The organism is Nakamurella flava (assembly GCF_005298075.1).
Taxonomy (GTDB): domain Bacteria; phylum Actinomycetota; class Actinomycetes; order Mycobacteriales; family Nakamurellaceae; genus Nakamurella; species Nakamurella flava.
The window spans coordinates 21,820-44,676 of sequence record NZ_SZZH01000009.1 but is presented as its reverse complement, the minus strand read 5'-3'; the positions used below and the strand labels follow the sequence as shown (position 1 = coordinate 44,676).

General features: G+C 71.3%; 26 protein-coding genes and 1 pseudogene. 5 read left to right on the top strand and 22 right to left on the bottom strand.

All coding sequences use genetic code 11. The annotated features are described in order from the left end of the window. The 3 genes and pseudogenes from FDO65_RS21895 to glpX all read right to left on the bottom strand — a co-directional run. Nucleotides 1-217: FGGY family carbohydrate kinase (locus tag FDO65_RS21895; RefSeq protein ID WP_240757567.1), on the bottom strand; the 217-nt coding region annotated here is incomplete at its 3' end. A 130-nt stretch (nucleotides 218-347) separates the two neighbouring features. Then, nucleotides 348-1,031, bottom strand: a pseudogene (locus tag FDO65_RS21890) (MIP/aquaporin family protein). 262 nt (nucleotides 1,032-1,293) lie between these two features. Further along, nucleotides 1,294-2,322: a class II fructose-bisphosphatase gene (gene glpX / locus FDO65_RS21885; protein ID WP_137451887.1), complete on the bottom strand. Its 1,029-nt coding sequence runs from the start codon at nucleotides 2,320-2,322 to the stop codon at nucleotides 1,294-1,296. Between the two features lie 133 nt (nucleotides 2,323-2,455). Between glpX and FDO65_RS21880 the strand changes: the two genes are divergently transcribed. After that, the gene (locus FDO65_RS21880) at nucleotides 2,456-4,078 is read left to right on the top strand and encodes an HAL/PAL/TAL family ammonia-lyase (RefSeq protein WP_137451886.1); all 1,623 of its coding nucleotides are present in this window, start codon (nucleotides 2,456-2,458) and stop codon (nucleotides 4,076-4,078) included. Nucleotides 4,079-4,285: 207 nt separating this feature from the next. On the opposite strand, the gene FDO65_RS21875 is transcribed toward FDO65_RS21880, so the two are convergent. From FDO65_RS21875 to FDO65_RS23195, 11 genes are all read right to left on the bottom strand, one after another. Further along, nucleotides 4,286-4,900: a hypothetical protein gene (locus FDO65_RS21875; RefSeq protein WP_137451885.1), complete on the bottom strand. Its 615-nt coding sequence runs from the start codon at nucleotides 4,898-4,900 to the stop codon at nucleotides 4,286-4,288. A 78-nt stretch (nucleotides 4,901-4,978) separates the two neighbouring features. Beyond that, entirely contained in the window at nucleotides 4,979-5,188 is a 210-nt protein-coding gene (locus FDO65_RS21870) for a hypothetical protein (RefSeq protein ID WP_137451884.1), read from the bottom strand. Nucleotides 5,189-5,544: 356 nt separating this feature from the next. Continuing rightward, a complete protein-coding gene (locus FDO65_RS21865; protein WP_137451883.1) occupies nucleotides 5,545-5,730 on the bottom strand; it encodes a CsbD family protein in 186 nt (61 codons plus the stop codon). Nucleotides 5,731-5,804: 74 nt separating this feature from the next. After that, on the bottom strand, nucleotides 5,805-6,380 hold the full coding sequence (locus FDO65_RS21860) for an alkaline shock response membrane anchor protein AmaP (RefSeq protein ID WP_137451882.1): 576 nt from the start codon (nucleotides 6,378-6,380) through the stop codon (nucleotides 5,805-5,807). Between the two features lies 1 nt (nucleotide 6,381). Next, nucleotides 6,382-6,918, bottom strand: a complete 537-nt coding sequence (locus tag FDO65_RS21855) for a DUF6286 domain-containing protein (RefSeq protein ID WP_137451881.1) — start codon at nucleotides 6,916-6,918, stop codon at nucleotides 6,382-6,384. A gap of 31 nt (nucleotides 6,919-6,949) precedes the next feature. Then, nucleotides 6,950-7,405: an Asp23/Gls24 family envelope stress response protein gene (locus FDO65_RS21850; RefSeq protein ID WP_137451880.1), complete on the bottom strand. Its 456-nt coding sequence runs from the start codon at nucleotides 7,403-7,405 to the stop codon at nucleotides 6,950-6,952. After that, nucleotides 7,402-7,584, bottom strand: a complete 183-nt coding sequence (locus FDO65_RS21845; protein ID WP_137451879.1) for a DUF2273 domain-containing protein — start codon at nucleotides 7,582-7,584, stop codon at nucleotides 7,402-7,404. The genes FDO65_RS21850 and FDO65_RS21845 overlap by 4 nt, the downstream gene beginning before the upstream one ends. A 35-nt stretch (nucleotides 7,585-7,619) precedes the next feature. Next, nucleotides 7,620-7,901 carry a hypothetical protein gene (locus tag FDO65_RS21840; protein WP_137451878.1) on the bottom strand — a complete coding sequence of 94 codons (282 nt, stop codon included), beginning with the start codon at nucleotides 7,899-7,901 and terminating at the stop codon, nucleotides 7,620-7,622. Nucleotides 7,902-7,904: 3 nt separating this feature from the next. After that, on the bottom strand, nucleotides 7,905-8,309 hold the full coding sequence (locus tag FDO65_RS21835; RefSeq protein WP_137451877.1) for an Asp23/Gls24 family envelope stress response protein: 405 nt from the start codon (nucleotides 8,307-8,309) through the stop codon (nucleotides 7,905-7,907). Further along, nucleotides 8,306-8,848: an Asp23/Gls24 family envelope stress response protein gene (locus FDO65_RS21830; protein WP_137451876.1), complete on the bottom strand. Its 543-nt coding sequence runs from the start codon at nucleotides 8,846-8,848 to the stop codon at nucleotides 8,306-8,308. The genes FDO65_RS21835 and FDO65_RS21830 overlap by 4 nt, the downstream gene beginning before the upstream one ends. A 112-nt stretch (nucleotides 8,849-8,960) precedes the next feature. Then, nucleotides 8,961-9,092 (bottom strand): hypothetical protein, encoded by a 132-nt coding sequence (locus FDO65_RS23195; RefSeq protein WP_276606888.1) that lies wholly within the window; start codon nucleotides 9,090-9,092, stop codon nucleotides 8,961-8,963. Nucleotides 9,093-9,305: 213 nt separating this feature from the next. On the opposite strand from FDO65_RS23195, the gene FDO65_RS21825 reads away from it, so the two are divergent. After that, nucleotides 9,306-9,872, top strand: a complete 567-nt coding sequence (locus FDO65_RS21825; protein ID WP_137451875.1) for an RNA polymerase sigma factor — start codon at nucleotides 9,306-9,308, stop codon at nucleotides 9,870-9,872. Then, complete coding sequence (locus tag FDO65_RS21820; RefSeq protein ID WP_137451874.1) at nucleotides 9,869-10,510, top strand: Asp23/Gls24 family envelope stress response protein; 642 nt, start codon at nucleotides 9,869-9,871, stop codon at nucleotides 10,508-10,510. The genes FDO65_RS21825 and FDO65_RS21820 overlap by 4 nt, the downstream gene beginning before the upstream one ends. A gap of 27 nt (nucleotides 10,511-10,537) precedes the next feature. On the opposite strand, the gene sthA is transcribed toward FDO65_RS21820, so the two are convergent. From sthA to pdhA, 6 genes are all read right to left on the bottom strand, one after another. After that, entirely contained in the window at nucleotides 10,538-11,977 is a 1,440-nt protein-coding gene (gene sthA / locus FDO65_RS21815; protein WP_137451873.1) for a Si-specific NAD(P)(+) transhydrogenase, read from the bottom strand. A 151-nt stretch (nucleotides 11,978-12,128) separates the two neighbouring features. Then, a complete protein-coding gene (locus FDO65_RS21810) occupies nucleotides 12,129-12,446 on the bottom strand; it encodes a GroES family chaperonin (RefSeq protein WP_137451872.1) in 318 nt (105 codons plus the stop codon). 240 nt (nucleotides 12,447-12,686) lie between these two features. Then, complete coding sequence (locus FDO65_RS22370; RefSeq protein ID WP_166442342.1) at nucleotides 12,687-12,836, bottom strand: hypothetical protein; 150 nt, start codon at nucleotides 12,834-12,836, stop codon at nucleotides 12,687-12,689. A gap of 209 nt (nucleotides 12,837-13,045) precedes the next feature. Further along, nucleotides 13,046-14,440 carry a dihydrolipoamide acetyltransferase family protein gene (locus FDO65_RS21805; RefSeq protein ID WP_205850247.1) on the bottom strand — a complete coding sequence of 465 codons (1,395 nt, stop codon included), beginning with the start codon at nucleotides 14,438-14,440 and terminating at the stop codon, nucleotides 13,046-13,048. Between the two features lie 130 nt (nucleotides 14,441-14,570). Then, nucleotides 14,571-15,578, bottom strand: coding sequence for an alpha-ketoacid dehydrogenase subunit beta (locus tag FDO65_RS21800; RefSeq protein WP_137451871.1), 1,008 nt, complete (start codon nucleotides 15,576-15,578; stop codon nucleotides 14,571-14,573). Further along, a complete protein-coding gene (pdhA, locus tag FDO65_RS21795; protein ID WP_137451870.1) occupies nucleotides 15,575-16,789 on the bottom strand; it encodes a pyruvate dehydrogenase (acetyl-transferring) E1 component subunit alpha in 1,215 nt (404 codons plus the stop codon). The genes FDO65_RS21800 and pdhA overlap by 4 nt, the downstream gene beginning before the upstream one ends. A 429-nt stretch (nucleotides 16,790-17,218) precedes the next feature. On the opposite strand from pdhA, the gene FDO65_RS21790 reads away from it, so the two are divergent. After that, nucleotides 17,219-17,944: an SRPBCC family protein gene (locus FDO65_RS21790; protein WP_166442341.1), complete on the top strand. Its 726-nt coding sequence runs from the start codon at nucleotides 17,219-17,221 to the stop codon at nucleotides 17,942-17,944. Between the two features lie 71 nt (nucleotides 17,945-18,015). On the opposite strand, the gene FDO65_RS21785 is transcribed toward FDO65_RS21790, so the two are convergent. Both FDO65_RS21785 and FDO65_RS21780 read right to left on the bottom strand, forming a co-directional pair. Beyond that, nucleotides 18,016-19,209: a GGDEF domain-containing protein gene (locus FDO65_RS21785; RefSeq protein ID WP_137451868.1), complete on the bottom strand. Its 1,194-nt coding sequence runs from the start codon at nucleotides 19,207-19,209 to the stop codon at nucleotides 18,016-18,018. Between the two features lie 329 nt (nucleotides 19,210-19,538). Continuing rightward, entirely contained in the window at nucleotides 19,539-21,461 is a 1,923-nt protein-coding gene (locus FDO65_RS21780) for a phosphoenolpyruvate carboxykinase (GTP) (protein ID WP_137451867.1), read from the bottom strand. Nucleotides 21,462-21,945: 484 nt separating this feature from the next. On the opposite strand from FDO65_RS21780, the gene FDO65_RS21775 reads away from it, so the two are divergent. After that, entirely contained in the window at nucleotides 21,946-22,833 is an 888-nt protein-coding gene (locus FDO65_RS21775; RefSeq protein ID WP_137451866.1) for a class II glutamine amidotransferase, read from the top strand. Nucleotides 22,834-22,857 lie beyond the last annotated feature (24 nt).

Below are 22,857 nucleotides of genomic sequence, written 5' to 3'. Positions count from 1 at the left end.
CGGACTCGTTCAGATCCGCCTTCGCCAACGCATCCGCCGCGACCAGCCGAGTGTTCTCCCAGATCTCGACCGGATCGTGCTCCACCCACCCCGCCTTCGGGAAGATCTGCTCATGCTCACGCTGAGCAACCGCAACGACCCGGCCCTCCTTGTTGAACAACATCGCCCGAGTCGACGTGGTGCCCTGATCAATAGCGGCAACGAACTTCTCACTCATGGACTGCATTCCTCACTGGTCGTCGGGAGGGTATGGGGGCCGGTAACCGGCCCCCAGTCGCCATCATCGGCGGACTCCCCGGTGATCGCAGGGTGGGAACGGGGGAATCCCACGAGAGGGAGTGCCCGGATCAGTTGAGCGCGAACATCCCCGTGCCACCGAGGGCCAGGAACGCCAGCGCGCCGAGGATGCCGCCGAGCATCGGACCGACGATCGGCACCCACGCGTAGCCCCAGTCGGAGCCACCCTTGCCCCGGATCGGCAGGATCGCGTGGGCGATGCGGGGGCCGAGGTCCCGGGCCGGGTTGATCGCGTAGCCGGTCGGGCCGCCCAGGGACGCGCCGATACCGACGACCAGCAGGGCGACGAACAGCGGGCCGAGGCCGGACGGGGTGCCTCCGGAGATGAGCACGACGAAGACCAGGACGAAGGTGCCGATGACCTCGGTGACCGTGTTCCAGGCGTAGTTGCGGATCGCCGGCCCGGTGGCGAAGACACCGAGCTTGGCGGCCGCGTCCTCCTCGGCGTCGAAATGCTGCTTGTAGGCGAGCCAGGCGATCACGGCCCCGACGAACGCGCCCAGGAACTCGGCCGCCCAGTAGACCAGCGCCTGCACGAAGGAGATGTCACCGACGATGAGCTGCGCGACGGTGACGGCCGGGTTGAGGTGCCCGCCGCTGCGGAACGCCACATAGACGCCCGCGAAAACCGCCAGGCCCTAACCGAAGTTGATCAGCAGCCACCCGCCGCCGAAACCCTTGCTACCCCGCAGGACGACGGTGGCCACCACACCACAGCCCAGCAGCGTGAGCATCGCCGTTCCGGAGAACTCCGAGATGAAGATCCCGCCGTTGGTCACCCTGATTCCTTTCGCCTGACTGTCGTTCCGCCGGCACGCGCCGGCCCGTCGATGATCGCCCGCCGGGTGCCCCGACCGCCGGGCGGCCACACCTCCGAGGGACGGGATGTGCCCTCGACCGGACCATACTCTTAGACTCGCTAATCACCAGGGGACGGTGGAAACGCGAGGACCCCCCGTCGGCAGCGGCTGGCGGGGGGTCCTCGAAGCAAGGGGCTCAGGCGGGGCGGACCCAGCCCGGACGCACCAGCGTCGAGTGCTCCGGGTCGTGGACCGTGGTGATGAACCGGACCGTGCGCGACCGGGCCCGCATCGACAGCGAGCTGGTGCTGATGTGCTGGGAACCGAACCGGACGCCCTTGAGCAGAGCGCCGTCGGTGACGCCGGTGGCGGCGAAGAAGACGTCCTCGCCGCCGCACAGCTCGCGGGTGGTCAGGATGCGGTTCAGGTCGTAGCCCTGCTCGAGGGCCTCCTTGCGCTCCTCGTCGTCGCGGGGGTGCAGCTGACCGAAGATCTCGCCGCCCAGGCACCGCAGTGCCGCCGCCGCGATGACGCCCTCGGGGGTCCCGCCGACCCCGAGCAGCATGTCCACGCCGGTGTCGATGGTGTCCTCCGACGCGGCCATGATGGCGCCGGCCACGTCGCCGTCGGTGAGGAACCGGATCCGCGCGCCCGCCGCCCGGATGGAGGCGACGATGTCGTCGTGCCGGGGACGGTCCAGGACGGCGACGGTGATCTCCTTCACCGACTTGCTGAGCGCCTTGGCCACGGTGCCGATCAGGACGTCGACGGGCATCTCGGGGTCCACCACCGAGGCGGCGGCCGGCGGGACGACCGTCTTGCGCATGTAGAAGCAGGGCCCGGGATCGAACATCTGGCCGCGCTCGGCCAGGGCGACCACGCTCAGCGCATCGGGCAGGCTCTTGGCCGCCAGCGTCGTCCCGTCGATCGGGTCGACGGCGATGTCCACCTCGGGACCCGTTCCGTCACCGACGTTCTCACCGTTGTAGAGCATCGGGGCTTCGTCCTTCTCGCCCTCACCGATGACGACCACCCCACGCATGGCGACCGTGCCCAGGATGGGGCGCATGGCGTCGACGGCCGCCTGGTCGACGGCGTTCTTGTCGCCCCGGCCCAGCAGCCGGGAGGACGCCATCGCCGCGGCCTCGGTGGCCCGCACCAGCTCGACGGCCAGGTTGCGGTCGGGCTGCCGTTCACCCGTCGTGGGGGAACCGGGATTCGTCATCGTTGATCCTCGCTAGCGTGGGGGGGCGGAGCGCGGCACACCGCGGCGCGTCCCTCATCATGGCGGAAGCCCGCGCCCCGGTCATGTCGGGACGAATGCCCGTGAGCAGCATCGCGTCGATACAGGTCAGGACATGTACGAGCAACTTTTGCCGCCGACCGCCGTCCCCACGGCCCCGCCGAGCACCCCCGGCACCGCGGTGGGACCGAGCCCGCTCGCCGCCACCCCGCCCACCGTCGCCCTCGGTACCCACCCCACCTCGGTCGCCGACATCGTCGCGATCGCGCACGGCGCACCGGCCGCCCTCGACGAGGACGTGATCGCCGCCATCGACCGCACCCACCGGCTGCTGCCCACCGTGCTGCGGTCGGGGTCGCCGGTCTACGGCCTGAACACCGGGGTCGGCGACCAGTACACGACCATCCAGGACGGCCGGGACGCCGCCGAGGTGCAGCTGCAACTGCTCCGCAGCCACGCCAGCGGCGTCGGGGACCCGCACGACGAGGCCGCGGTGCGGGCGATCATGGCCTGCACCGTCCGCTCCCTGGCCCAGGGCCACAGCGGGGTCAGCGTGCGGCTGGTGCAGACGCTGGTCGACATGCTCAACCGGGGCGTCGTGCCCTACGCGCCGTCCCAGGGCTCGGTCGGCTACCTCACCGCCACCGCCCACATCGGGCTGGCCGTGTTCGGTGAGGGGCAGGCCTGGTACGGCGGCGAACTGCTCCCCGGCGCCGAGGCCCTGCGCCGGGCCCGCATCGATCCGCAGGCCCCCGGACTCCGGGAAGGGCACGCGTTGATCAGCGGCACGTTCGAGATCGGCGGCATCGGGGCGCTGGCCGTGGGCAAGGTGCAGAACCTCATCGACGTGGCCGACGTCGCCGGCGCCATGAGCGTGGAGGCGTTGCGTGGCAACACCCGCGGGTACGACCCGCGACTGCAGGCGCTGCGGCCCCACCCCGGCCAGGTGCACACCGCCCGCCGGTTACGCGCGCTGCTGGCCGACAGCGAGATCGTCGCCGCGTTCCGCAACCACCGCCTGCAGGATCCGCTCAGCCTGCGCTGCATCCCGCAGGTGCACGGGGCCGTCCGGGATTGCCTGGACTACGTGACCCGGGTCGTCGAGTGCGAGATCAACTCGGTGACCGACAACCCGGTCTTCGTGACGGTGCCGGGGCCCGACGGCCCCGAGCTCGAGGCCCTACCCGGCGGCAACGGACACGGCGCGCCGGTGGCCACCGCACTGGACTGCCTGGCCATCGCCATCGCCGAACTCAGCACCATGTCGCAGGCCCGGTCCGACCGGTTGACCAACAGTCACCTCTCGGAACTGCCGCCGTTCCTCGTCGCCGGGTCCGGGTCGAGCTCGGGGTTCATGATCCCGCCGTACGTGGCCGCGGCGCTGGCGGCCGAGAACCGGGCCCACGCCGCCCCGGCGACGGTGCACACCGTCTCCACCTGCGCCGGGCAGGAGGACCACGTGAGCATGGGGACGAACGCGGCCATCAAGGCCCGGCGGGCCGCCTGGAACGCCGGGCACATCCTGGCGGTCGAGTTGCTGTGTGCGGCGCAGGCCCTGGACTTCCACGCCCCGCTGCGCCCGGGCGTCGGCACCGGCGCCGCCCACGCCGCGATCCGCCGGCTGGTCCCCACCCGGGTCGCCGACGACCCGATCGGCCCGGACCTGGAGACGGTGCGGCAGCTGGTGCAGGCCGGCGTACTGGCCCACCTGGTCGACGTACGGATCGACGAGAACTGACGCACAAACGGAACGAGACCGCAGGACTGTCCCTGCGGTCTCGTTCTCGTGCGGAAAGTGCCGTCGGGAGGAATCGAACCTCCCGCATCGCCCAAGCTCGACTGCCGCGTCCGAAGACGCCGTCTGCCGGTGTCGCCACCATCGCATCCAGGGCCGGCTGCCAGGTAGAACCACCCGCCCCGCGGATCTATTCCCGGTGCCTCGGCATCACTCGTACGAGACCAGGACCGGGGTCGGGACCTTCGCCATCGTGTCGGCCGGGTCGAGCAGGGTGTCGTCGACGCGGTAGAAGTTCTTCCAGCCGAACGGGGTGCCGGGCGGCGCCGCCGCCGTCACCGCGGACCACGTCTCGTCCTTCGCGGCCTGGCTGCCCTGACCGTCCATCTGGATGACCGTCGCGAGCTCGGACCGATCCATCACGATGGCCGACTCGTTGCGCAGCATCGACAACCGGAACTGGTGGAGCAGGAACAGCTTCTGCGGCAGATCCTCCGAGCGCACGAGCCCGGACAGCCAGTCGCCGACCGCGTTGACCTCGGTGGCGTCGACGCTCCCGATCTGCTGCAGATGGACCTGATTCGGCTTCAGTCGCCACTCCGGGTCGAGAGCCAGCCCGACATTGGGTCGGCGCAGGAGGCTCTCGTACCGTTGGGCCTGGGTGAGGAAGTCGGTGCGGCCGGGCTGCAGGTCGATGACGACGTAGATGCCGGCGGCGTTGGCCGCCTCGATCCACGGCAGCAGGGTGGCCGGGTCGATCTCGGCCGAGTAGTCGCCGTCCTCGCCGGGCGCGACATCGGCGATGGTGGCGATGATCTCGAACATCGGCACGACCGGAACGGAGCTGAGCGGCTGGTACTGGGCGGCCAGTTCCTCGACCCGGTCGATGGCCGCCGGGAGTTCCTACTGGCCGAGCGCGCCCAGGCCGGAGATCCCCGGAGAGCCGTACAGGGCCACGAAGGTGCGGCCGGGCAGCAGGGTGCGGCCTCCGCCGATCACCTCGGCGGTGGGACCGGCCGGAGACGAGGCCGTCGGCCCGGCCGCGACCACCGGGCTCGGCGATGTGGCGGTCGTTGTGGGGGCCTCGGTGACCTGCTGCGACGTGGCGGCCACCGTCGCGCCACCGGTAGCCGAAACCTCCGCGGTCCCGGCCGTCACCGACCCACAACCCGCCAGCAGCACGACAGCGGCGCCGACCAGGCAGCCACCCCGCGAGCGCGGCCGTACCGCTGTCGCTCCATTCCGTGAGCCCTGTCCCCACCGCAGCACCATGACCGCACCTCCCCCGCCCGGTCCCCACCAGGCATCCCCGAAAGGGACGGTACGGACACCAGGCCCGCACCCAGGGATATCGACCACGACGCGCCCGGCCGACACGACCCGGGTTCGTTCCTGGACCGGTCGGCAGACCCCTCACAACGGTGGGAACCGGACCGGCGCCCCCGGTCCGGTTCCCACGGCTCCCGACCTCAGCGTCCGAAGACGTCCTTGGCCGTGTCCTTGACCTTCTCGCCGGCCTGCTTGGTGTTGGCCTCGGCCTGATCGGCCTGACCCTCGGCCTTCAGGCTCTCGTTGTTGGTCAGATCGCCCACCGCCTCCTTGGCCTTGCCGACAGCTTCCTCGGCCGCGTTCTTGATCTTGTCTCCCAGTCCCATGACGGGTCCTTCCTCTCGGCGCACCCCGGCCCCAGCGGCCGTGGTCGTCATCGGGCGATCGCCCCGGGCTCGCGTCAGTGGACGCGGTCCGACGATCGCCGGCCCACCGACAGATCGATCACGGCAGGCAGCTCCGGTTGGTCCATGGCCGTCCGGGCGTGGGCGACGGCGTCGGTCTCGATGCGATTCCGGACGGCGTCCGGATCGGCGTCGGCCGCGAGGGTCACGTCCAGCACGAGGCGCGGGGCCGACGCGTCGCCGATCAACCGCACCCCCGTCGACTGGACGCCCTCGTAGCCCTCGATCTCCGCCCCCAGCGCGGCGGCCAGTGCCCCGGCGGCCAGGGTGGTCGTGCCGTGGGATCCGTCCCCCGGGACCCGGTGGTCACTGACCCGATCGGTGGAGAACAGGATCGCGATCAGCCAGCGCACCGCCAGCAGCAGCACGACCAGGGCGACCGCCACGGTCACCGGCCACAGCCACGCGCCGTGCTCGACATAGGCGCCAGAGACGACATTGTCGGAGATGGCCCGCCCGGTCGCTCCGGTCGCGAACAGCCCGGTCGACAGCACCACCACCCCGGCGCCGCCGGCCATCAGCACCAGCGCGGCAAGGATCAGGACGGCCCGGTTGGTCCGGTCGGCGTGCATCTCAGCTCCTGCCTGCTCGAGTGGTGACGGAGATCCTGGGCCCTTCGGCCAGTCGCAGCCGGTCCACCGCGGCGGTGACCGCGTCCGTCACCGGACCGGTCAGTCCGCGGGCCACCTCGGTGGTCGTCGCGGTCGCCGTCGCGGTCACTTTCACCGCTCGACGACCCACCGAGACCGACGCCCGGGAGACGCCGTCGACGCCCTCGGCCGCGGCGAGGACGGCACCGGCCACCCCCCGACGGGTGTATCCGGTGTCCACCCCCGGCACCCCGGGACTCGCGGCGAACCGGGCCGGCCGGGCCGGAGTGAGCTCGGCGACCAGGAGCACCAGCCCGAGAACGAGAGCGACGACACCCCCCACGAGGACGGCCGTCGCCTGCCAGGTCGTCGTGTCGGCCCACGTCCCGACGCGCGTCCAGTCCGCGACCAGCGGGCCCCGCCCGACGAGCCGGGCGACGACCTCGACGATCACGATGCCGGCGCCGCCGGCCAGGGCCAGGGCCAGGACGGCGGCCAGGGCCCGGTTCGCCACTCTCATCAGGTTCTCCCTTCCACGGATCGACGGCTCGTCATCGGACCCGCCGGGCATCGGCCGGGGCGGGGGCGGCGAAATCGGTGACCTGGATACGGACCTCGACGACGTCCAGCCCGGCCAGCTCACCGACCCGCTCCCGGATCGCCGACCGCACCTGCTCGGTGACCCGACGGACCGACGCCGGCCAGCGGACGCTCATGGTGACCTCGACGGTGGCGACGGCGCCGTTCACCGTCGCCGACACCTTCGGCCGGTCGTCCAGGTTCGGGTCCCGGTTCCCGAGCAGCGCGGACCCGGGCACGGCCAGGCCGAGCAGTCGCCCGGCCGGGGCGCCCGCATCCGGCTGCTCGGACGCCACCTGGGCGGCCAGCCCGGCGACCACCCGGTCGGCCACGACGATGCGGCCGGGTGGCGTCCCCGCGTCGTCGGACGCCGGGGATGCGGGTTCCTTCAGCAGGTGCCGGCCACGTGTTCCGGCGGACGCGGTCATCGTCCGGAACGACGTCCGGACAGGTACTGGCTGACGTCGATCTCGCCGGCCAGCACCTTTCCGACGACGAGGCCGATGAGCCCGAAGAACAGGACGATGAGCATCTGGCCAAAGCTGCCGAAGGCGAGGGCGAGCCCGAGGATGAGCCCGACCGCGGCCCCGATGATGGGTCGATTCATGACGGTGGTCCTTTGCTGGTGAGGATGGGCGGCGTTCAGCGGAGTCGGCGATCGCGCCGGACACCCGGCAAGACGGGCGCCCCCGGCAGGCGCTGAGCCAGGGCGTCCAGGCGGCGGACCAGCCGACGCCGACGGCGGGCCCGCGCGACCACTCCGGTGCGGACGGTCGGCCGCGGCTGGTCCCCGGCGACGTCTGCGGGACGGACGACGGGATCGAAGGCGGCCAGCCCGCGCACGAATGCCTCGGGGTCGCCACCCACATCGGGATGGTGCCTGCGGATGAACTCCCGGCGGGCCCGGCCGGAGTCGGGGTCCATCGGTCAATCCGTCGCGACGGTCGCGGTCGGCGGGTCGGTGACGGCGGAGACCACGAGGTCGATCGGGCGCCCACCGGTGAGATCACCGGCCGCGGAACGGATCTGACTCGCTGCTTCCGACACGGAGGCGCCCCAGCGCAGCACGAACTGCACCGTCGCGCCCGTGTCGGTGACCCGGATGCCGCCGACCTGACGACCGGGCAGATAGGTGGCGACCGACTGCACCGCGCGTCCGGGATCGAGGTCGGCGACCGCCGGACAACCCCGGACCGCCGCAGCGAGCGCGTCGACGTCCACCCCGTGGACGACCGGGGAGACCGGCCGACCCGTGGCGACGCTGGTGCCGGCCGGAACGGCGTCGGCGTCCGGGTCGACCGTCGTCGCCGCGCCGATCGGGTCGGCGATCACTGCACCCGCGACTCGGCGGCGGGCTTGTCGTCGCCGTCCTCCGGCAGGTGGACGTCGTCGACGGTGACGTTGACCTCGACCACCCGCAGACCGGTCATGCTCTCGACCGCCAGCTTGACGTTGCGCTGGATGGCCGCGCCGACGTCGGCGATGCGGGCGCCGTACTCGACCACGATGTCGACATCGACCGCCGCCTCCGACTCGCCCACCTCGACGTCCACGCCCTGCGACACACTCGGACCGTTGGAGCCCGGGATCCGCTCACGGATCGCCCCGAACACCCGGCTGGTCCCCGAGCCCATCGCGTAGACGCCGGACACCTCGCGGCAGGCCATGCCGGCGACCTTCTGGACGACGCCCTCGGCCACGGTGATGCGGCCGTCCTCGGTGCTCAGCGGTCCGGCCGGGCGGCCGCCGTCGGCGGGATCGTTGCGACGGCGGGTGGCGAGCTCGGAGCCCGCTGATCGGCCGTTGGTCGCTGGACTGTCCGCGGAAGCGGACGACTGCGCGGGCGCAGCGGGGTGCGGGGACTGGGTCATGAGGGTGTCCTTCCGGGTGAGCGACGAAGCCGGGTATCGAGGCGGATCGCAGAGCGGGCATCCGGCCGCGCTCTTCATTTCCTCCGGGGTCAGAGGTCAAACCGCCTCTGTGTCAATGCTTTTGGCTGTTCCTGCCCGAACCGCCCGAGATCTTCCGCTTCGCGTACGGAATGCCGATCTTGGCTGCGCCGTGCCAGACGACCCTGCCGAGCGTCGCGAACAGCCCGGTCTTGACCTTGCCCATTGCCGCCTCCCGATCCGGAGTTCCACGGCGCGTGCGAGACTGCCGCCGTCGCGGTACGCGTCGACGACCGGCCGGTCGTCCCACTGCCACCACGACTGTTAGACACCCGTCGGGCCCGGAGCTCACAATCTTTTTCCGCCGGTCCCGGACACCGATGGCCCGGACCCCCGGGTCGACCCCCCGACCCGACGACGACCAGGACGGAGACCAGTGGTGGCCCCCGAGCCCGATGACGACTATCTCGTCCGACGCGCCCAGGACGGGTACGTCGACGCCTACGAGGAACTCGTCCGTCGGCACGCCGCCATGGCCTACCGGGTGGCGCTGCGACTGCTCGACGACCACCATGACGCCGAGGACGTCGCCCAGGAGGCGCTGACGACCGGCTGGCAGCGCCTCGCCGGGTTCCGCGGCCAGTCGTCGTTCAGCACCTGGATGTACCGCATCGTGACGCGGACCGCGCTCAACCGGATGCGCTCCGGCCATCCCGCGGACTCGCTGGACCTGCTCGCCGCGGCCGACCACCCCGTCGACCCGGTCGCGATCGACCCGGCCAGGACGGCGGAACGACGGGCGACGTCCGGGGCGCTGACGGAGGCCATCGGCGCCCTGCCCCCGGCCCAGCGCATCGTGGTCGTCCTGCACCACCTCGAGGGATTGTCCTACGAGGAGGTCGCCCGCATCGTGGGGAGTACGGAGCCGGCGGTGCGGGGACATCTGTACCGCGCACGGCGGACACTGGCAGTGGTCCTCAGCAGCTGGGGAGGTGAGCGATCGTGACCGGCGACGACGACCTGCTGTTCGCTCCCGACGGCCGGCTGCCCTGCGGGCGGCCCGTCGACGACCTGCTCGAGCAGGCCGCGGACGGCCGCGGCGGCGACCTCGACGACCACCAGGCGGACTGCGTGCACTGCCAGGCCGCGCTGCGCGAGTTCACCTCGCTCTGGGCGCCGGTCCGCGAACTGGCCGCCGAGCCGGTGCCGGTGCCGGCCGACCTGGCCCGCCGGGTGCTCGCCCACATCCACCGCCTGGTCGACAACGTCTGGTACACGATGCAGGTCAACGACCTGGGGGCGGTGCGGGTGGCCGCGCGGATCGTCGCGGCCATCGCCCGGGACGCCGCCCGGACCGTTCCCGGGGTCCGGGCCGCGCTCGGCCGCAGCACCCTGGACCGCCGGCTGGCCCGCCTGGTCGAGACCGCCACCCGGTCGCACCGTCACCCGAACTCCGCGGTGGGGGTGCTCGGTCGCACCGCCACTGTCGACCTGGCCATCGCCGTGCAGTACGGCCAGCCGATCCCCGACGTCGCCCGCGAGGTGCAGCGGCGGGTCGGGCAGGAGCTGCGGGACACGGTGGGCCTGCGGGACGTCACCGTCAACGTGACGGTCGACGACGTCGGCCCGCCCCCGGCCCCCTGATCGGCCCGCCGGGCGGCAGCACCGGTCTCACTCGGGCAGCGGGTGGTAGCTGCCGTTCGTCGACCCGGTGACCCGGGCGATCGCCCGCATCTTGTTGACCGCGTCCAGGGCCGCGACCTTGTACGACTCGGCGAGCGTCGGATAGTTGAACACGGCGTCGACGAGATAGTCGACCGTGCCACCACAGCCCATCAGCGTCTGGCCGATGTGCACCAGCTCGGTGGCGTTCGTACCGAAGACGTGGACTCCCAACAGTTCTCGCGACTCGGCGTGCACCAGGATCTTCAGCATCCCGTACGAGTCGCCCAGGATGGCGCCGCGGGCCAGCTCGCGGTAGCGGGACACCCCGACCTCGAACGGCACGTTCGCCTGGGTGAGGTCCTCCTCGGTACGACCCACGAAACTGATCTCCGGCACCGTGTAGATACCGATCGGCTGCAGGTCGCCCAGCTTCGTCTCGACCGGCTCGCCGAACGCGTGGTAGCTGGCCCGCCGACCCTGCTCCATCGAGGTCGCGGCCAGGGCCGGGAACCCGATGACGTCGCCGACGGCGTAGATGTGCGGCACCTCGGTCTGGAAGTGCTCGTTGACCTCGACCCGGCCCCGGTCGGTCGCGCTCAGACCGGCCGCGGCCACGTTCAGGGCGTCCGTGACGCCCTGCCGCCCGGCCGAGTAGAGCACCGTGTCGGCCGGGATCTTCTTGCCCGATTCCAGGACGGTCAGCGTGCCGGCCGGGTGCTTCTGCACCTCACGCACGCTCTCGGAGAACCGGAAGGTCACCGCCAGGTCCCGTAGCTGATAGGTCAACGCCTCGACGATCTCCCGATCGCAGAAATCCAGCATGGTGGGCCGTTTCTCGACCACGGTGATCTTGGTGCCGAGGGCCGCGAACATGGAGGCGTACTCGATGCCGATGACGCCGGCGCCCACCACCACCATGGACCCGGGCACCTTCTCCAGCGACAGGATCTGGTCCGAGTCGACGATGGTCGACCCGTCGAAGTCCACCGACTGCGGCCGGGCCGGGCGGGTCCCGACGGCGATGACGATCTTGTCGGCCCGGATCTCGGTGGTGTGGCCGTCCGCGCCGTTGACGACGATGGTGTGCGCGTCCTGGAACTGCGCGCTGCCGATGTGCAGATCGACGTGGTTGCGCGCGAGTTGGTTGCGGATGACGTCGATCTCGCGACCGATGACGTGGGTGGTGCGGGCACTCAGATCGCCCACGGTGATGTCCTGCTTGACCCGGTACGACTGCCCGTAGAGCTCGCGCTGGGTCAGACCGGTCAGGTAGATGACCGCTTCGCGCAAGGTCTTCGACGGGATGGTGCCGGTGTTGATGCAGACACCGCCGACCATGTCGCGCTTCTCGACCACGGCGGCCCGGTGGCCGAGTTTGGAGGCCGCGATGGCGGCCTTCTGACCGGCCGGCCCGGAGCCGATGACGATCATGTCGTAGCTGTCCATGCGAGCTCCCTGATCCCGGGGCCCGACGCATCGAGGTGGCCGGCCCTGACCTGCGAGCCATCATCGTCGCGCAGCAGTCCGCGGTCACCGACCGAAAGTCCCCTCCCGGAGGGAACGCTCGCCGACATTTAGCCCGCGGGACACGCGACGGTCACAGATAGAGACCGGTTCCGCCACCCGACCGGTCATTGGCCACCGCCTGCAGGTCGCGTTCGCGCATCACCAGATAGGGATCCCCGCCGACCTCGACCTCGTACTGGTCGTCCGGTGAGTACAGGACACGGTCCCCGGACTTCACCGAACGGACGTGCTGGCCGACCCCGACGACCTCGCCCCAGACCAGCCGCTTGGCCACCTCGGCCGTGGCCGGGATGAGGATTCCCGCCCGGGTGGTGCGTTCTCCGGCGCCGGCCGGCTTGATGAGGATCTTGTCGTGCAGCATCTGGATGGACAGCGGGGAGTCGGACACCCGGGGAGCCTAACCAGGCCGGACCATCGATCGGGACCGGCCGGCGGGGGGATCGCACCGCGCGCACGGGTCTTCGGCCGAGACAAGGCGACCCCGAGCACCTGCCAGGTCGGGGGTCCAGCAGCCGCTCGGGGTCGTGGCAAACGCTACCAGTGCGAAACACTCGTGGACAGCGATTCCGTGCGTTGCGACCGAATTGGAACCGATCGCCGGAGATCATGAGCCAAGCGGTTGCGGGGATCAGCCGAGCGGCAGGTTGCGACGCTGGGCCATCACCAGCAGGTCGTGCCGGACGGACGGCGTGGCCGCCGAATCGATCGCCCGCTGCACGGCGCGACGGGTGCGGGCGGTCTCCTGGCGCTGCTTGAGCGAGGTGAGGATGCGGGACATGGTGACGAACTCCTGACCCGGTCGGACCCCGCGACCGGACGTTGCCGATGCGTTCTGCGGGTGCTGCTGTGGGGTCACCAGTACAGACGCCGACCTGCCGTCCGATGTTCCAACGACCATCGGTGAAGTGCCTCACAGACCGGCGTTTCCTCGGCTCAGACGTCCTATCGCCGACGATCCTCCGGTTCGCCGGTCCCGGGCTGCCGACGTCAGAAAGTGAGCGCGAGACCGGGATCGGTCAGCAGCGCGCCCACGTCGGCCAGGAACTGCGATCCCTCCTGACCGTCCACCACCCGATGATCGAACGACACCGCCAGCGTGCACACCTTGCGGACGGCGAGCTGACCGTCGACCACCCAGGGCGCGTCCTTGATGGCGCCGACGGCCAGGATGCCGGCCTGGCCGGGATAGATGATCGGCGTGCCCGCGTCGACCCCGAACACCCCCACGTTGGTGATCGTGAACGTGCCCCCGGCCAGCGCGGCCGGTGACGTCTGACCGGCCCGGGCCGTGTCCGCCAGATCGATGATGGCGCCGGCCAACCCGGCGACGTCCAACGTGTCGGCGTCCCGGATGACCGGCACGATCAGCCCGCGCGGAGTGGCCGCCGCGATCCCGAGGTGGACGTAGTCCTTGATGACGATGTCGCCATGACCCTCGCCGCTGCTGTCCCAGGTGGAGTTCATCGCCGGGGTCCGGCGAATGGCCAGGCAGACCGCCCGGGCGACCAGGGCCAGCGGGGTCACCTTGACCGCCGCGAACTCCGGACGCCGGCGCAACCGGTCCCGCAGTTCCATCAGCCGGGTCACGTCCACCGTCAGGAACTCCGTGACGTGGGGCGCGGTGAAGGCACTGGCCACCATCGCCTCGGCCGTGGCCCGGCGGATGCCGCGGATGGGCACCCGCCGCTCGCGGTCTCCGGTCGCGCCCGGCCGGGCCACTGTGAGCGTCGCCCCGGCCACCGCCGACTCGACATCGCCCCGACTGATCACCCCGTCACTCCCGGACGGCACGACCGTGCGCAGGTCCACCCCGAGGTCCTTGGCCAGCCGACGCACCGGCGGCGTGGCCAACGGCGCCGGGCGCGCGGCGGCCGGGCCGCCCTGGTCCGCCGACGGAGCCGGTTCACCGGCCGCGGGGAGCGTCCGACGAGCCCGGCGGGCGGTCGGGCCGCCCGCGGAGACGTAACCGACCAGGGTCGCGATCCGGCCGTCGGCGGTGACCTCGCCGATCTTGGCGCCCGCCGGCTCAGCCGCCCCGTCGGTGCCGTTGTCGGCCCCGACGGCCGTTCCGTCGGCGCCTTCCCGGACCCCGGCCGCCGGGAGCGGCCCGGCGTCCGGGTCCGTGTCGATGACGACGATCGGCGTCCCGACGTCCACCGACTGCCCCGGCGCGGCCAGCACGGCGTGCACCCGCCCGGCGAAGGGGCTCGGCAACTCGACCGACGCCTTCGCCGTCTCGATCTCCACCAGGATCTGGTTGACCGTCACCCGGTCGCCCTCGGCGACCTGCCAGTGCAGGATCTCCGCGTCGGTCAGTCCCTCCCCCACGTCCGGCAGCGCGAACTCGTGCAGCCGCTCACCGGTCGCCGGCCGGCCGGTCACGCCGCCACCACCGACGGGTCGATCGGACGGGTGGCGGCTGCGGTACGCATCGTGGGTTCCTTCGTCATCGTGGGGTACGCCGGTACGGACAGGTGGGTCGACCAATCGGCCCGGGTGCCGGGAACCGGGCCTAGTAGGCCAGGGCGCGGTCGACCGCGTCCAGGACCCGGTCGAGGTCGGGCAGGTAGTGGTGTTCGAGCCGGCTCGGCGGGTACGGGGTGTCGAACCCGGCCACCCGGATGACCGGTGCGGCCAACGAGTAGAACGCCTCCTCGGTCACCCGGGCCGCGATGTCCGCGGTGATCGACGACTCCCGCGGCGCCTCGGACACGACCACCAGCCGCCCGGTGCGCCGCACGGACTCCACGACCGGGTCCAGGTCCAGCGGGGACAGCGTCCGGAGATCGATCACCTCCAGCGAACGGCCCTCCCCGGCGGCCACGTCGGCCGCGGCCAGCACCGGCGCCATGCTCGGACCGTAGGAGACCACCGTGACGTCGGTACCGGCCCGCCGCGTGACACTCGAGAAACCGGCGGGCGGGGTCTGCCGGGGCTGGTTGCGGGTGGCGGTGTCCAGCACGCCCTTCTCCCAGTAACGCCGTTTCGGCTCGAAGAAGACCACCGGGTCGTCACAGAAGATGGCCGCCCGCAACAGGTCGAAGGCGTCCTGGCTGTTCGAGCAGGTCACCACGCGCAGGCCGGCGATGTGACAGAAGAACGACTCGGGGGCCTCGCTGTGGTGCTCGACCGCGCCGATCCCCCCGCCGTAGGGGACGCGGATGACCATCGGCATCGGGAAGGCGCCCTGCGTCCGGTAGGTCATCTTGGCGACCTGGGAGACGATCTGGTCGAACGCCGGGAAGATGAACCCGTCGAACTGGATCTCGGCGATCGGGCGGTACCCCCGCATGGCGAGGCCGACGGCGGCGCCGATGATGCCGGACTCCGCCAGCGGCGTGTCGAGCACGCGGTGCTCCCCGAAGTCCTTCTGCAGACCGTCGGTCACCCGGAAGACGCCGCCGAGCCGACCGACGTCCTCCCCCATCACGATGACCTTGGCGTCGTCCTCCATCGCGGTCCGCAAACCCATGTTCAGGGCGCGGGCCAGGGCCACCCGCTCGCTCGTCGGCGCGCTCATCGGCGACCTCCCGTCCCGCTGTCCGCCGTCTCCCGGCCGTCCGCACCGGCGGTGTCGGCGAAACCGGCCAGATACTCGAGGTACTCGGCCCGCTGTCGGTCCAGCTGCGCGTGCGGCTCGGAGTAGACGTGGCTGAACACGCGCTCCGGCGGCGGGTCCGGCATGGCCCGGCAGGCGGCCCGGAACGAGGCGGCCAGCTCGTCGGCCTCGGCGGCCACCTGCTCGAAGAACGCGGCGTCGGCCTGTCCACTGCGGGACAGGTGAACGCGTACCCGTTCCAGCGGGTCCAGCAGCTTCCAGTGTTCGGCCTCGTCGGCCATCCGGTAGCGGGTCGGGTCGTCGGAGGTGGTGTGCGCGTCCATCCGGTAGGTGAACGCCTCGATGAGGACCGGACCGTTCCCGGACCGGCACTCGGCCAGGGCCCACGACGTCACGGCCAGACAGGCCAGCACGTCGTTGCCGTCCACCCGGACACCGGGGAATCCGTAGCCGGTGGCCCGCTCCCACAGCGGGACCCGGGACTGCCGGTCCACCGGCTGGGAGATGGCCCACTGGTTGTTCTGGCAATAGAAGACGACGGGCGAGTCGTACGCGGCCGCGAAGACCATGCCCTCGTGCACGTCGCCCTGGCTCGTCGCCCCGTCTCCGAAGAAGACGATGGTCGCCTCGTCGGCACCGTCCATCCGCTGGCCCATGGCGTAGCCGGTCGCGTTGAGCACCTGGTTGCCGATGACGATGGTGTAGCCGTTGAACCGGGTCGCCTTGGGGTCCCAGCCGCAGTGGTCGGTCCCCCGGAAGATGCCGAGCAGCGCCGACGGGTCGATGCCCCGGCACCAGGCGACGCCGTGCTCCCGGTACGACGGGAAGGCCATGTCGTTCTCGCCGAGGGCCCGGCCCGCGCCCACCTGGGCCGCCTCCTGCCCCAGCAGCGGCGCCCAGAGCCCCAGCTGCCCCTGCCGCTGCAGGGCGTTGCCCTCCCGGTCGCACCGGCGGACCAGCACCATGTCGCGGTACAGGCCGCGCAGCATCTCGCCGGTGATCTCCAGCGGGTAGTCCGGATGCGGGGTCAGCACCCCCTCGGGCGAGAGCAACTGCACCACCGCCGCGTCCATGGTGGTCGCCCGCAGACCGGCGATCACCTCCGACGCCGTGGGTTCCCGCACTCCCGCGGCCCCGCGCGCCGCCGCCTCCGCAGCCGCGTCGGCGGCCATCCGGAGAGCGGGGTCCTGCGCTGTCTCGCGTCGCTGTGGCATGGCCCCATTCCCGTCGTCCAGCCGGGTCCAGGGCCGCGCGGTCCGGTCGAGGCAGATCGGCGCACCCCGCCGAGTCGGAGGCCGCGCCCCGGTCGAACCGGTCGCGCGACCAGCGACATCGGGAGTCGCGTGGTCTGGTCGAGGTACGTCGCGCGACCGGGGATCCGGCGCGTTGACCTCGATAGTGGCACGCGACGGACCGACTGTGTCCCAGGCCACGTCCGACGTTCGGACGACCGAGCGTCGTCACCCTCCCGGCGGGGTACGCCGGCCCCGACGGGCCGACCGGATGGTCGGCGGCTTACGATGCGGCAGTCCCGCGGCGAGGCTGTGTCGCCGACACCCCCGAGCCCGTACAGGCTCGCCCTCGGACCCCGGAGGTCGGACGTGGAACTGGAGCACCGCTTCGAGGTGCCGGTCGGGATCGAGAAGGCCTGGGCCGCGCTGATCGACATCCAGCAGATCGGGACCTGCTTCCCGGGCGCCCACCTCGATGCCATCGACGGTGACGAGTTCAGCGGCTCGGTGAAGCTGAAGATCGCCGGCCTGCGGATGACCTACAAGGGCACGGCCCGGTTCGTCGAGAAGGACCACGAGCTGCACCGGGCCCGCATCGAGGCCACCGGCAACGCCGGCGAGTCCGAGACGGCCGCCATGCTGGTGACCGCGACCGCGTCGGCCGTCGCCCCGAACCGCACCGCGGTCGACCTCGTCACCACCCTGTCCCTGACCGGCCGGCGCGCGGCGTTCGGTCGTCCGGTGATGGTCGAGGCGGGCAACTTCCTGGTCAGCCGGTTCGCGGACTGCGTCTCGACCAAGCTCTCCGGCCGCGACGCGGGCGGGGCCACGCTGGTCGACGTCACCGATCCCGACGAGGTCGCCGCCGCGGTGGTCGCCAGCGAGCAGGCCGCCGTCGCCCGCACCGCGCCGGCCCTGGCCGCCGGTCGCCCGCGGGTGCGCCGGGAGGTCCCCGGGGACGCCCGCGCCCTGCTCGGCGGCCAGGCCATCCCGTCGCTGCAGAAGGCCGTGCCGATCGTCTGCGGGGCCATCGGCCTGCTGCTGACGATCAAGCTCTTCCGTCGTTCACCGAAGCACGCGGCCACCGAGGACTGAGCGGGCCGGCCGGGCCGGGAGTACGCCGTCGTCGGCCCCCTCCCGGGTACCGGACCGTCGAGGAACCGCGCTCAGCCGCCGAGCCCGGCGGTGGGCCACGGCCGGTCGGTTCCCGTCATCGCCGGGGGCCAGCTGCCGCCGGGGGGCGGCGCGGAACGCAACCGGGTGCGGCTCTTGCGGGCCAGCTTGGCCGTGTACATCGCGGTGTCCGCCTCTTCCAGCAGGGCATCCAGGTCGACATCGGTCTCGCCGGCCACCGAGGTGGCGGTGCCCAGGCTGGCCGAGACCTGCGCCTGCTCCAGACGTTCCTGGACCCGCGCCACCAGGTCCTGGGCCAGTTCCTCGGACGAGGCTCCGACGATGATCGCGAACTCGTCACCGCCCAGCCGGGCGACCGTGTCCTGGGGCCGGAAGGTGCGCCGCAGCACGTCGGCCACCGATCGGATCAGCTGATCACCGGCGGCGTGGCCGTGCGCATCGTTGACGACCTTCAGGCCGTCGACGTCGACGAAGACCACGGTGAGCCGCTCGCCCGGGGTGGCGCGTTCGAGCATCACCCGCCCGGCCTCGAGCAGGCCCCGCTGATTGGCGACCCCGGTCAGTTCGTCCGTGGTGGCCAGCCGGTGCACCTCCCGACGAGCGGCTTCCAGCCGTCCGAACGTGCGCGCCCGCGCGACCATGAGCACGATGGCGAGGGCGTTGGCCTTGACCAGTTGGGCGGCGAAAATGGCCGGTTCCACGGGGAGGCCGAAGACGACCGCGCAGAGGATCCAGGCCACGTCGACCGCCACGATCGCGACGATCGCCCAGAACCGGTCGTAGAGCAGGGCGCCGATCCCCACGATGACCATCAGCATCCCGATGGCCGGGTAGGTGATCTGCGTCCCGAGGATGTAGACGAGGGGGTTGAGCCCCACCAGGGCCACGGCGGTGACGGCGAGGCGCACCGGGTGGCGACGCAGGGCCGGACCCCGGGGCCCCCGCAGGAGGACCCACAGGACGCCCAGCGCGGCGGCCGTCACCACGGCCATCCCGGTGGACCAGGACGATCCGGGCGTGTCGTCGAAGAAGCCCTGGGAGAGGGCCACCACGACGAAGAGCAGGGCACCGACCCCGGTCAGGGGGGTCATGGTGTCGGAGACGATCTCGACGTTCTCGCTGGGGAACCGGCCGATCGCCCGGCGGCGCGACAACCAGGCGGGGATCGTTCGATAAGGCTGGGCGTCCTGCGCCGTCCCGGTCCCCCGGGTCGGTTGCTCGCTCACTGATGGCCCCCTGTCGCCGCCTCGTCGACGCCTTGACGCGTCGACAGACTCCTGCTCAGTCCCCCGACCCTGTGACTAGGAAAGCATGTCCGGACCGACTCTTTCAGGGGGTCGAGCCAGGTTCCCCCTGGTAGGCGCTCGATTGCGCCGGGTAGTCGTCGTAGCGACAACTTCTGCCGCCGATGCATCCAATGGTGGAGTAACAGACGACGTACAGAACATTGGGTGGCGGGCTGACCGTCGACCAGGGTGACGACCACCCGAACGGCGACAGACCCGGTCGTCCAAGACGACCGGGTCTGTCGGGTGATCGGGGGCCGCCCCAGGGCTCAGCCCAGGCGGAGCCGGAGGGCGTCGAGTTCGTCCCGCAGCGACGACGGGACGCTGTCGCCGATGGTGTCGAACCACTCCTCGATCAGCGGCAGCTCGGCGCGCCATTCGTCCGCATCGACGGCCACGGCCGCCGCCATCTGCTCGGGCGTCACGTCGAGACCGTCGACATCCAGCCCGTCGGCGTCCGGGACGTAGCCGATCGGCGTCTCGACGGCACCGGCCTCGCCCTCGAGGCGGGCGACGACCCACTTCAGGACCCGCGAGTTCTCACCGAATCCCGGCCACAGGAAGCCACCATCGGCGTCCCGACGGAACCAGTTGACGTAGAAGATGCTCGGCAGCTTGCTCGCGTCCGCACCCTTGCCCATGTCGATCCAGTGCGAGAAGTAGTCACCGGCGTTGTAGCCGATGAACGGCAGCATCGCCATCGGATCGCGGCGGACGACACCGACCGCACCCGTCGCCGCGGCGGTCGTCTCCGACGAGAGCGTCGCCCCCATGAAGACACCGTGCTGCCAGTCGCGGGACTCGGTGACCAACGGGATGGTCGTCTTACGGCGACCGCCGAACAGGATGGCCGAGATCGGTACCCCGGTGGTGTCGAAGTACTCGTCGGCGATGATCGGGCACTGGGTGATCGGGGTGCAGAACCGCGAGTTCGGGTGACTGGACGGCTCGCCCGCGGACTCCAGCTCGTTGCCGTCCGCGTCCAGACCGGACGGCGTCCAGTCGCGGCCCTTCCAGTCGGTCAGGTGGGCCGGCGGCTCGTCCGACAGACCCTCCCACCAGACGTCCCCGTCGTCGGTGAGGGCGACGTTGGTGAAGACGGAATTGCCCTGCTCGATGGTCCGCATGGCGTTCGGGTTGGTCTTCCACCCGGTGCCGGGGGCCACGCCGAACAGGCCGTACTCCGGGTTGACCGCGTAGAGCCGGCCGTCCTCGCCGAAGGTCATCCAGGCGATGTCGTCACCCAGGGTCTCGACCTTCCACCCCGGGATGGTCGGTTCGAGCATCGCCAGGTTGGTCTTGCCGCAGGCGCTGGGGAACGCGGCGGCGATGTAGTGGACCTTCCCGGTGGGCGCGGTGAGCTTGAGGATCAGCATGTGCTCGGCCAGCCAGCCCTCGTCGCGGGCCATCACCGAGGCGATGCGCAGGGAGAAGCACTTCTTGCCCAGCAGGGCGTTGCCGCCGTACCCGGAACCGAACGACCAGATCGCCCGCTCCTCGGGGAACTGGACGATGTACTTGGTGTCGTTGCACGGCCAGGCCACGTCGGACTGGCCGGGCGCCAGCGGGGCACCGATGGAATGCAGGGCCTTGACCCACGGCAGGCCGGTGTTGATCAGATCCAGCGCCTGGCGACCTGACCGGGTCATCACCCGCATCGAGGCGACGACGTACTCGGAATCGGTGATCTCGACCCCGAGCTTGGGGTTCTCGGCGTCGTACGGGCCCATGCAGAACGGGATCACGTACATGGTCCGACCGACCATGCAGCCGTCGTAGAGGCTCGTCATGATGGCCTTCATGGCCACCGGGTCCATCCAGTTGTTCGTCGCCCCGGCGTCCTTCTTCTCGACCGAGCAGATGTAGGTCCGGTCCTCGACGCGCGCGACGTCGGTGGGATCCGACGCGGCGTAGAACGAGTTCGGCTTGTTGGCGAGCCGGGTGAAGGTGCCGGCCTCGACCAGCTTGTCGGTCAGCCGCGTCCACTCGTCGTCCGACCCGTCGATGAACACCACGGCGTCCGGGCGGGTCAGCTCCGCCGTTTCCAGTACCCACGACAACAACTCGGGGGCGGTGCCGTCGGGAGCGCCGAGGACGCGGACACCGGTGGACACCGGAGAGGACGCACCCGCGGCTCCCAGAGCCCGGGTACCCACAGTGGCGGTCGGTTCGATGGTCGCGGTCACTGACATCAACTCCAGGTCGAATCGGATCGGAGCGGTGGACGATCGGCAGTCGGTGCGGCCGGCGGACCGGAGCGCCGTCGGCACGCCCCCGAGTGCGCCGAATGATTGAGCGACCATAAGCGGATGTTCATCGAACCGGCAGGGCGAATTCGGCGTGTCTCGGGCCACAGAATCGTGAAAGTCGGCAGCGCCACACGATGGTGGTGAAAAGAATTGTGGGATCTTGTTCGGCCTTGATTGACGGTGGTCGACAGTGCCGCTATCTGCGCAAACGCATCGAACAAGAGGGTGGGGCGAGTGCGATGAGCGTCACGGGTGAGCCCCTGCGATTCGCTTCACTATTTCCGGGAATGGCGTGACGCCGCTGTTTACCTGCGCGAAGTGACGTGGTCATCTATTCGCGCGACGTGCGGCGGTCCCGGCCGGGACGACGAAGGGTCCTAGCATTCGTCGACGGCCTCGACAGCGGCCGCGACGAGGGGGGCCCGGCATGTGTCGCTTGTTCGGTCTGCACCACGGGCACCGGGTGACGGCGACGTTCTGGTTGCTCGACGCCCCGGACAGCCTGCGCGAGCAGAGTCGCCGCAATCCGCAGGGGGCCGGCATCGGCAGCTTCGACGGGGCGGGCCGGCCGGTGGTCGACAAGCAGCCCATCGCGGCCTGGACGGACGCCGAGTTCGCCCACCAGGCCCGGACGGACCGCAGCCGCACCTTCGTCGCCCACGTCCGGTACGCCAGCGCCGGCGGGTTGTCCCGGCCGAACACGCACCCGTTCGTCATGGACGGCCGGATCTTCGCCCACAACGGAACGCTCGGCGACCTCCCCCGGCTCGACGAGGAACTGGACCGGCGGGGGGTCCGCGACCTGGTGCAGGGGCAGACCGACAGCGAGCGCCTCTTCGCGCTCATCACCGCCTACGCCCGGGACAACGGAGGCGACGTCGGGGCGGCGATCACCGACGCCGTCCGCTGGGTCGCCGACACCCTGCCCGTCTTCGCCCTCAACATCGTGCTGGCCACCCCGGACGAGCTGTGGGCGCTGCGCTATCCGGACACCCACGACCTGTACCTGCTGCGCCCGTCGTCGGACGCCGGTCACCCGCTGCACGTGCGCAGCCGACGGATCAGCGTCCAGGCCGAGCACCACCGTCCGCAGACCGCCGCCCCGGTCGTCGTGGCCAGCGAACGGATGGACTCCGAGCCCGGGTGGCGTCTGCTGCACCCCGGTGAGCTGGTGCACGCCCGGGGCCGCGGCGACGACCTGCAGGTACGGACCCGGATCGCGGTGATCGAACCACCCCGTCAGCAGCTCACCCTGGCCGACCTCAGCCCGGAGGCGGCCGCTTCCCAGCGCGCCGCCGCGGAACACGGCGGCTGACCGGGCGGCCGGACCGCGCCCGGG

Bases quoted from the DNA above. Each gene is read 5' to 3' on its own strand.
- glpX (WP_137451887.1), bottom strand. From the start codon at position 2,322: ATGACGAATCCCGGTTCCCCCACGACGGGTGAACGGCAGCCCGACCGC.
- FDO65_RS21880 (WP_137451886.1), top strand. From the start codon at position 2,456: ATGTACGAGCAACTTTTGCCGCCGACCGCCGTCCCCACGGCCCCGCCG.
- FDO65_RS21875 (WP_137451885.1), bottom strand. From the start codon at position 4,900: ATGTTCGAGATCATCGCCACCATCGCCGATGTCGCGCCCGGCGAGGAC.
- FDO65_RS21865 (WP_137451883.1), bottom strand. From the start codon at position 5,730: ATGGGACTGGGAGACAAGATCAAGAACGCGGCCGAGGAAGCTGTCGGC.
- FDO65_RS21860 (WP_137451882.1), bottom strand. From the start codon at position 6,380: ATGCACGCCGACCGGACCAACCGGGCCGTCCTGATCCTTGCCGCGCTG.
- FDO65_RS21855 (WP_137451881.1), bottom strand. From the start codon at position 6,918: ATGAGAGTGGCGAACCGGGCCCTGGCCGCCGTCCTGGCCCTGGCCCTG.
- FDO65_RS21850 (WP_137451880.1), bottom strand. From the start codon at position 7,405: ATGACCGCGTCCGCCGGAACACGTGGCCGGCACCTGCTGAAGGAACCC.
- FDO65_RS21845 (WP_137451879.1), bottom strand. From the start codon at position 7,584: ATGAATCGACCCATCATCGGGGCCGCGGTCGGGCTCATCCTCGGGCTC.
- FDO65_RS21840 (WP_137451878.1), bottom strand. From the start codon at position 7,901: ATGGACCCCGACTCCGGCCGGGCCCGCCGGGAGTTCATCCGCAGGCAC.
- FDO65_RS21830 (WP_137451876.1), bottom strand. From the start codon at position 8,848: ATGACCCAGTCCCCGCACCCCGCTGCGCCCGCGCAGTCGTCCGCTTCC.
- FDO65_RS23195 (WP_276606888.1), bottom strand. From the start codon at position 9,092: ATGGGCAAGGTCAAGACCGGGCTGTTCGCGACGCTCGGCAGGGTCGTC.
- sthA (WP_137451873.1), bottom strand. From the start codon at position 11,977: ATGGACAGCTACGACATGATCGTCATCGGCTCCGGGCCGGCCGGTCAG.
- FDO65_RS22370 (WP_166442342.1), bottom strand. From the start codon at position 12,836: ATGTCCCGCATCCTCACCTCGCTCAAGCAGCGCCAGGAGACCGCCCGC.
- FDO65_RS21800 (WP_137451871.1), bottom strand. From the start codon at position 15,578: ATGAGCGCGCCGACGAGCGAGCGGGTGGCCCTGGCCCGCGCCCTGAAC.
- pdhA (WP_137451870.1), bottom strand. From the start codon at position 16,789: ATGGCCGCCGACGCGGCTGCGGAGGCGGCGGCGCGCGGGGCCGCGGGA.
- FDO65_RS21780 (WP_137451867.1), bottom strand. From the start codon at position 21,461: ATGTCAGTGACCGCGACCATCGAACCGACCGCCACTGTGGGTACCCGG.
- FDO65_RS21775 (WP_137451866.1), top strand. From the start codon at position 21,946: ATGTGTCGCTTGTTCGGTCTGCACCACGGGCACCGGGTGACGGCGACG.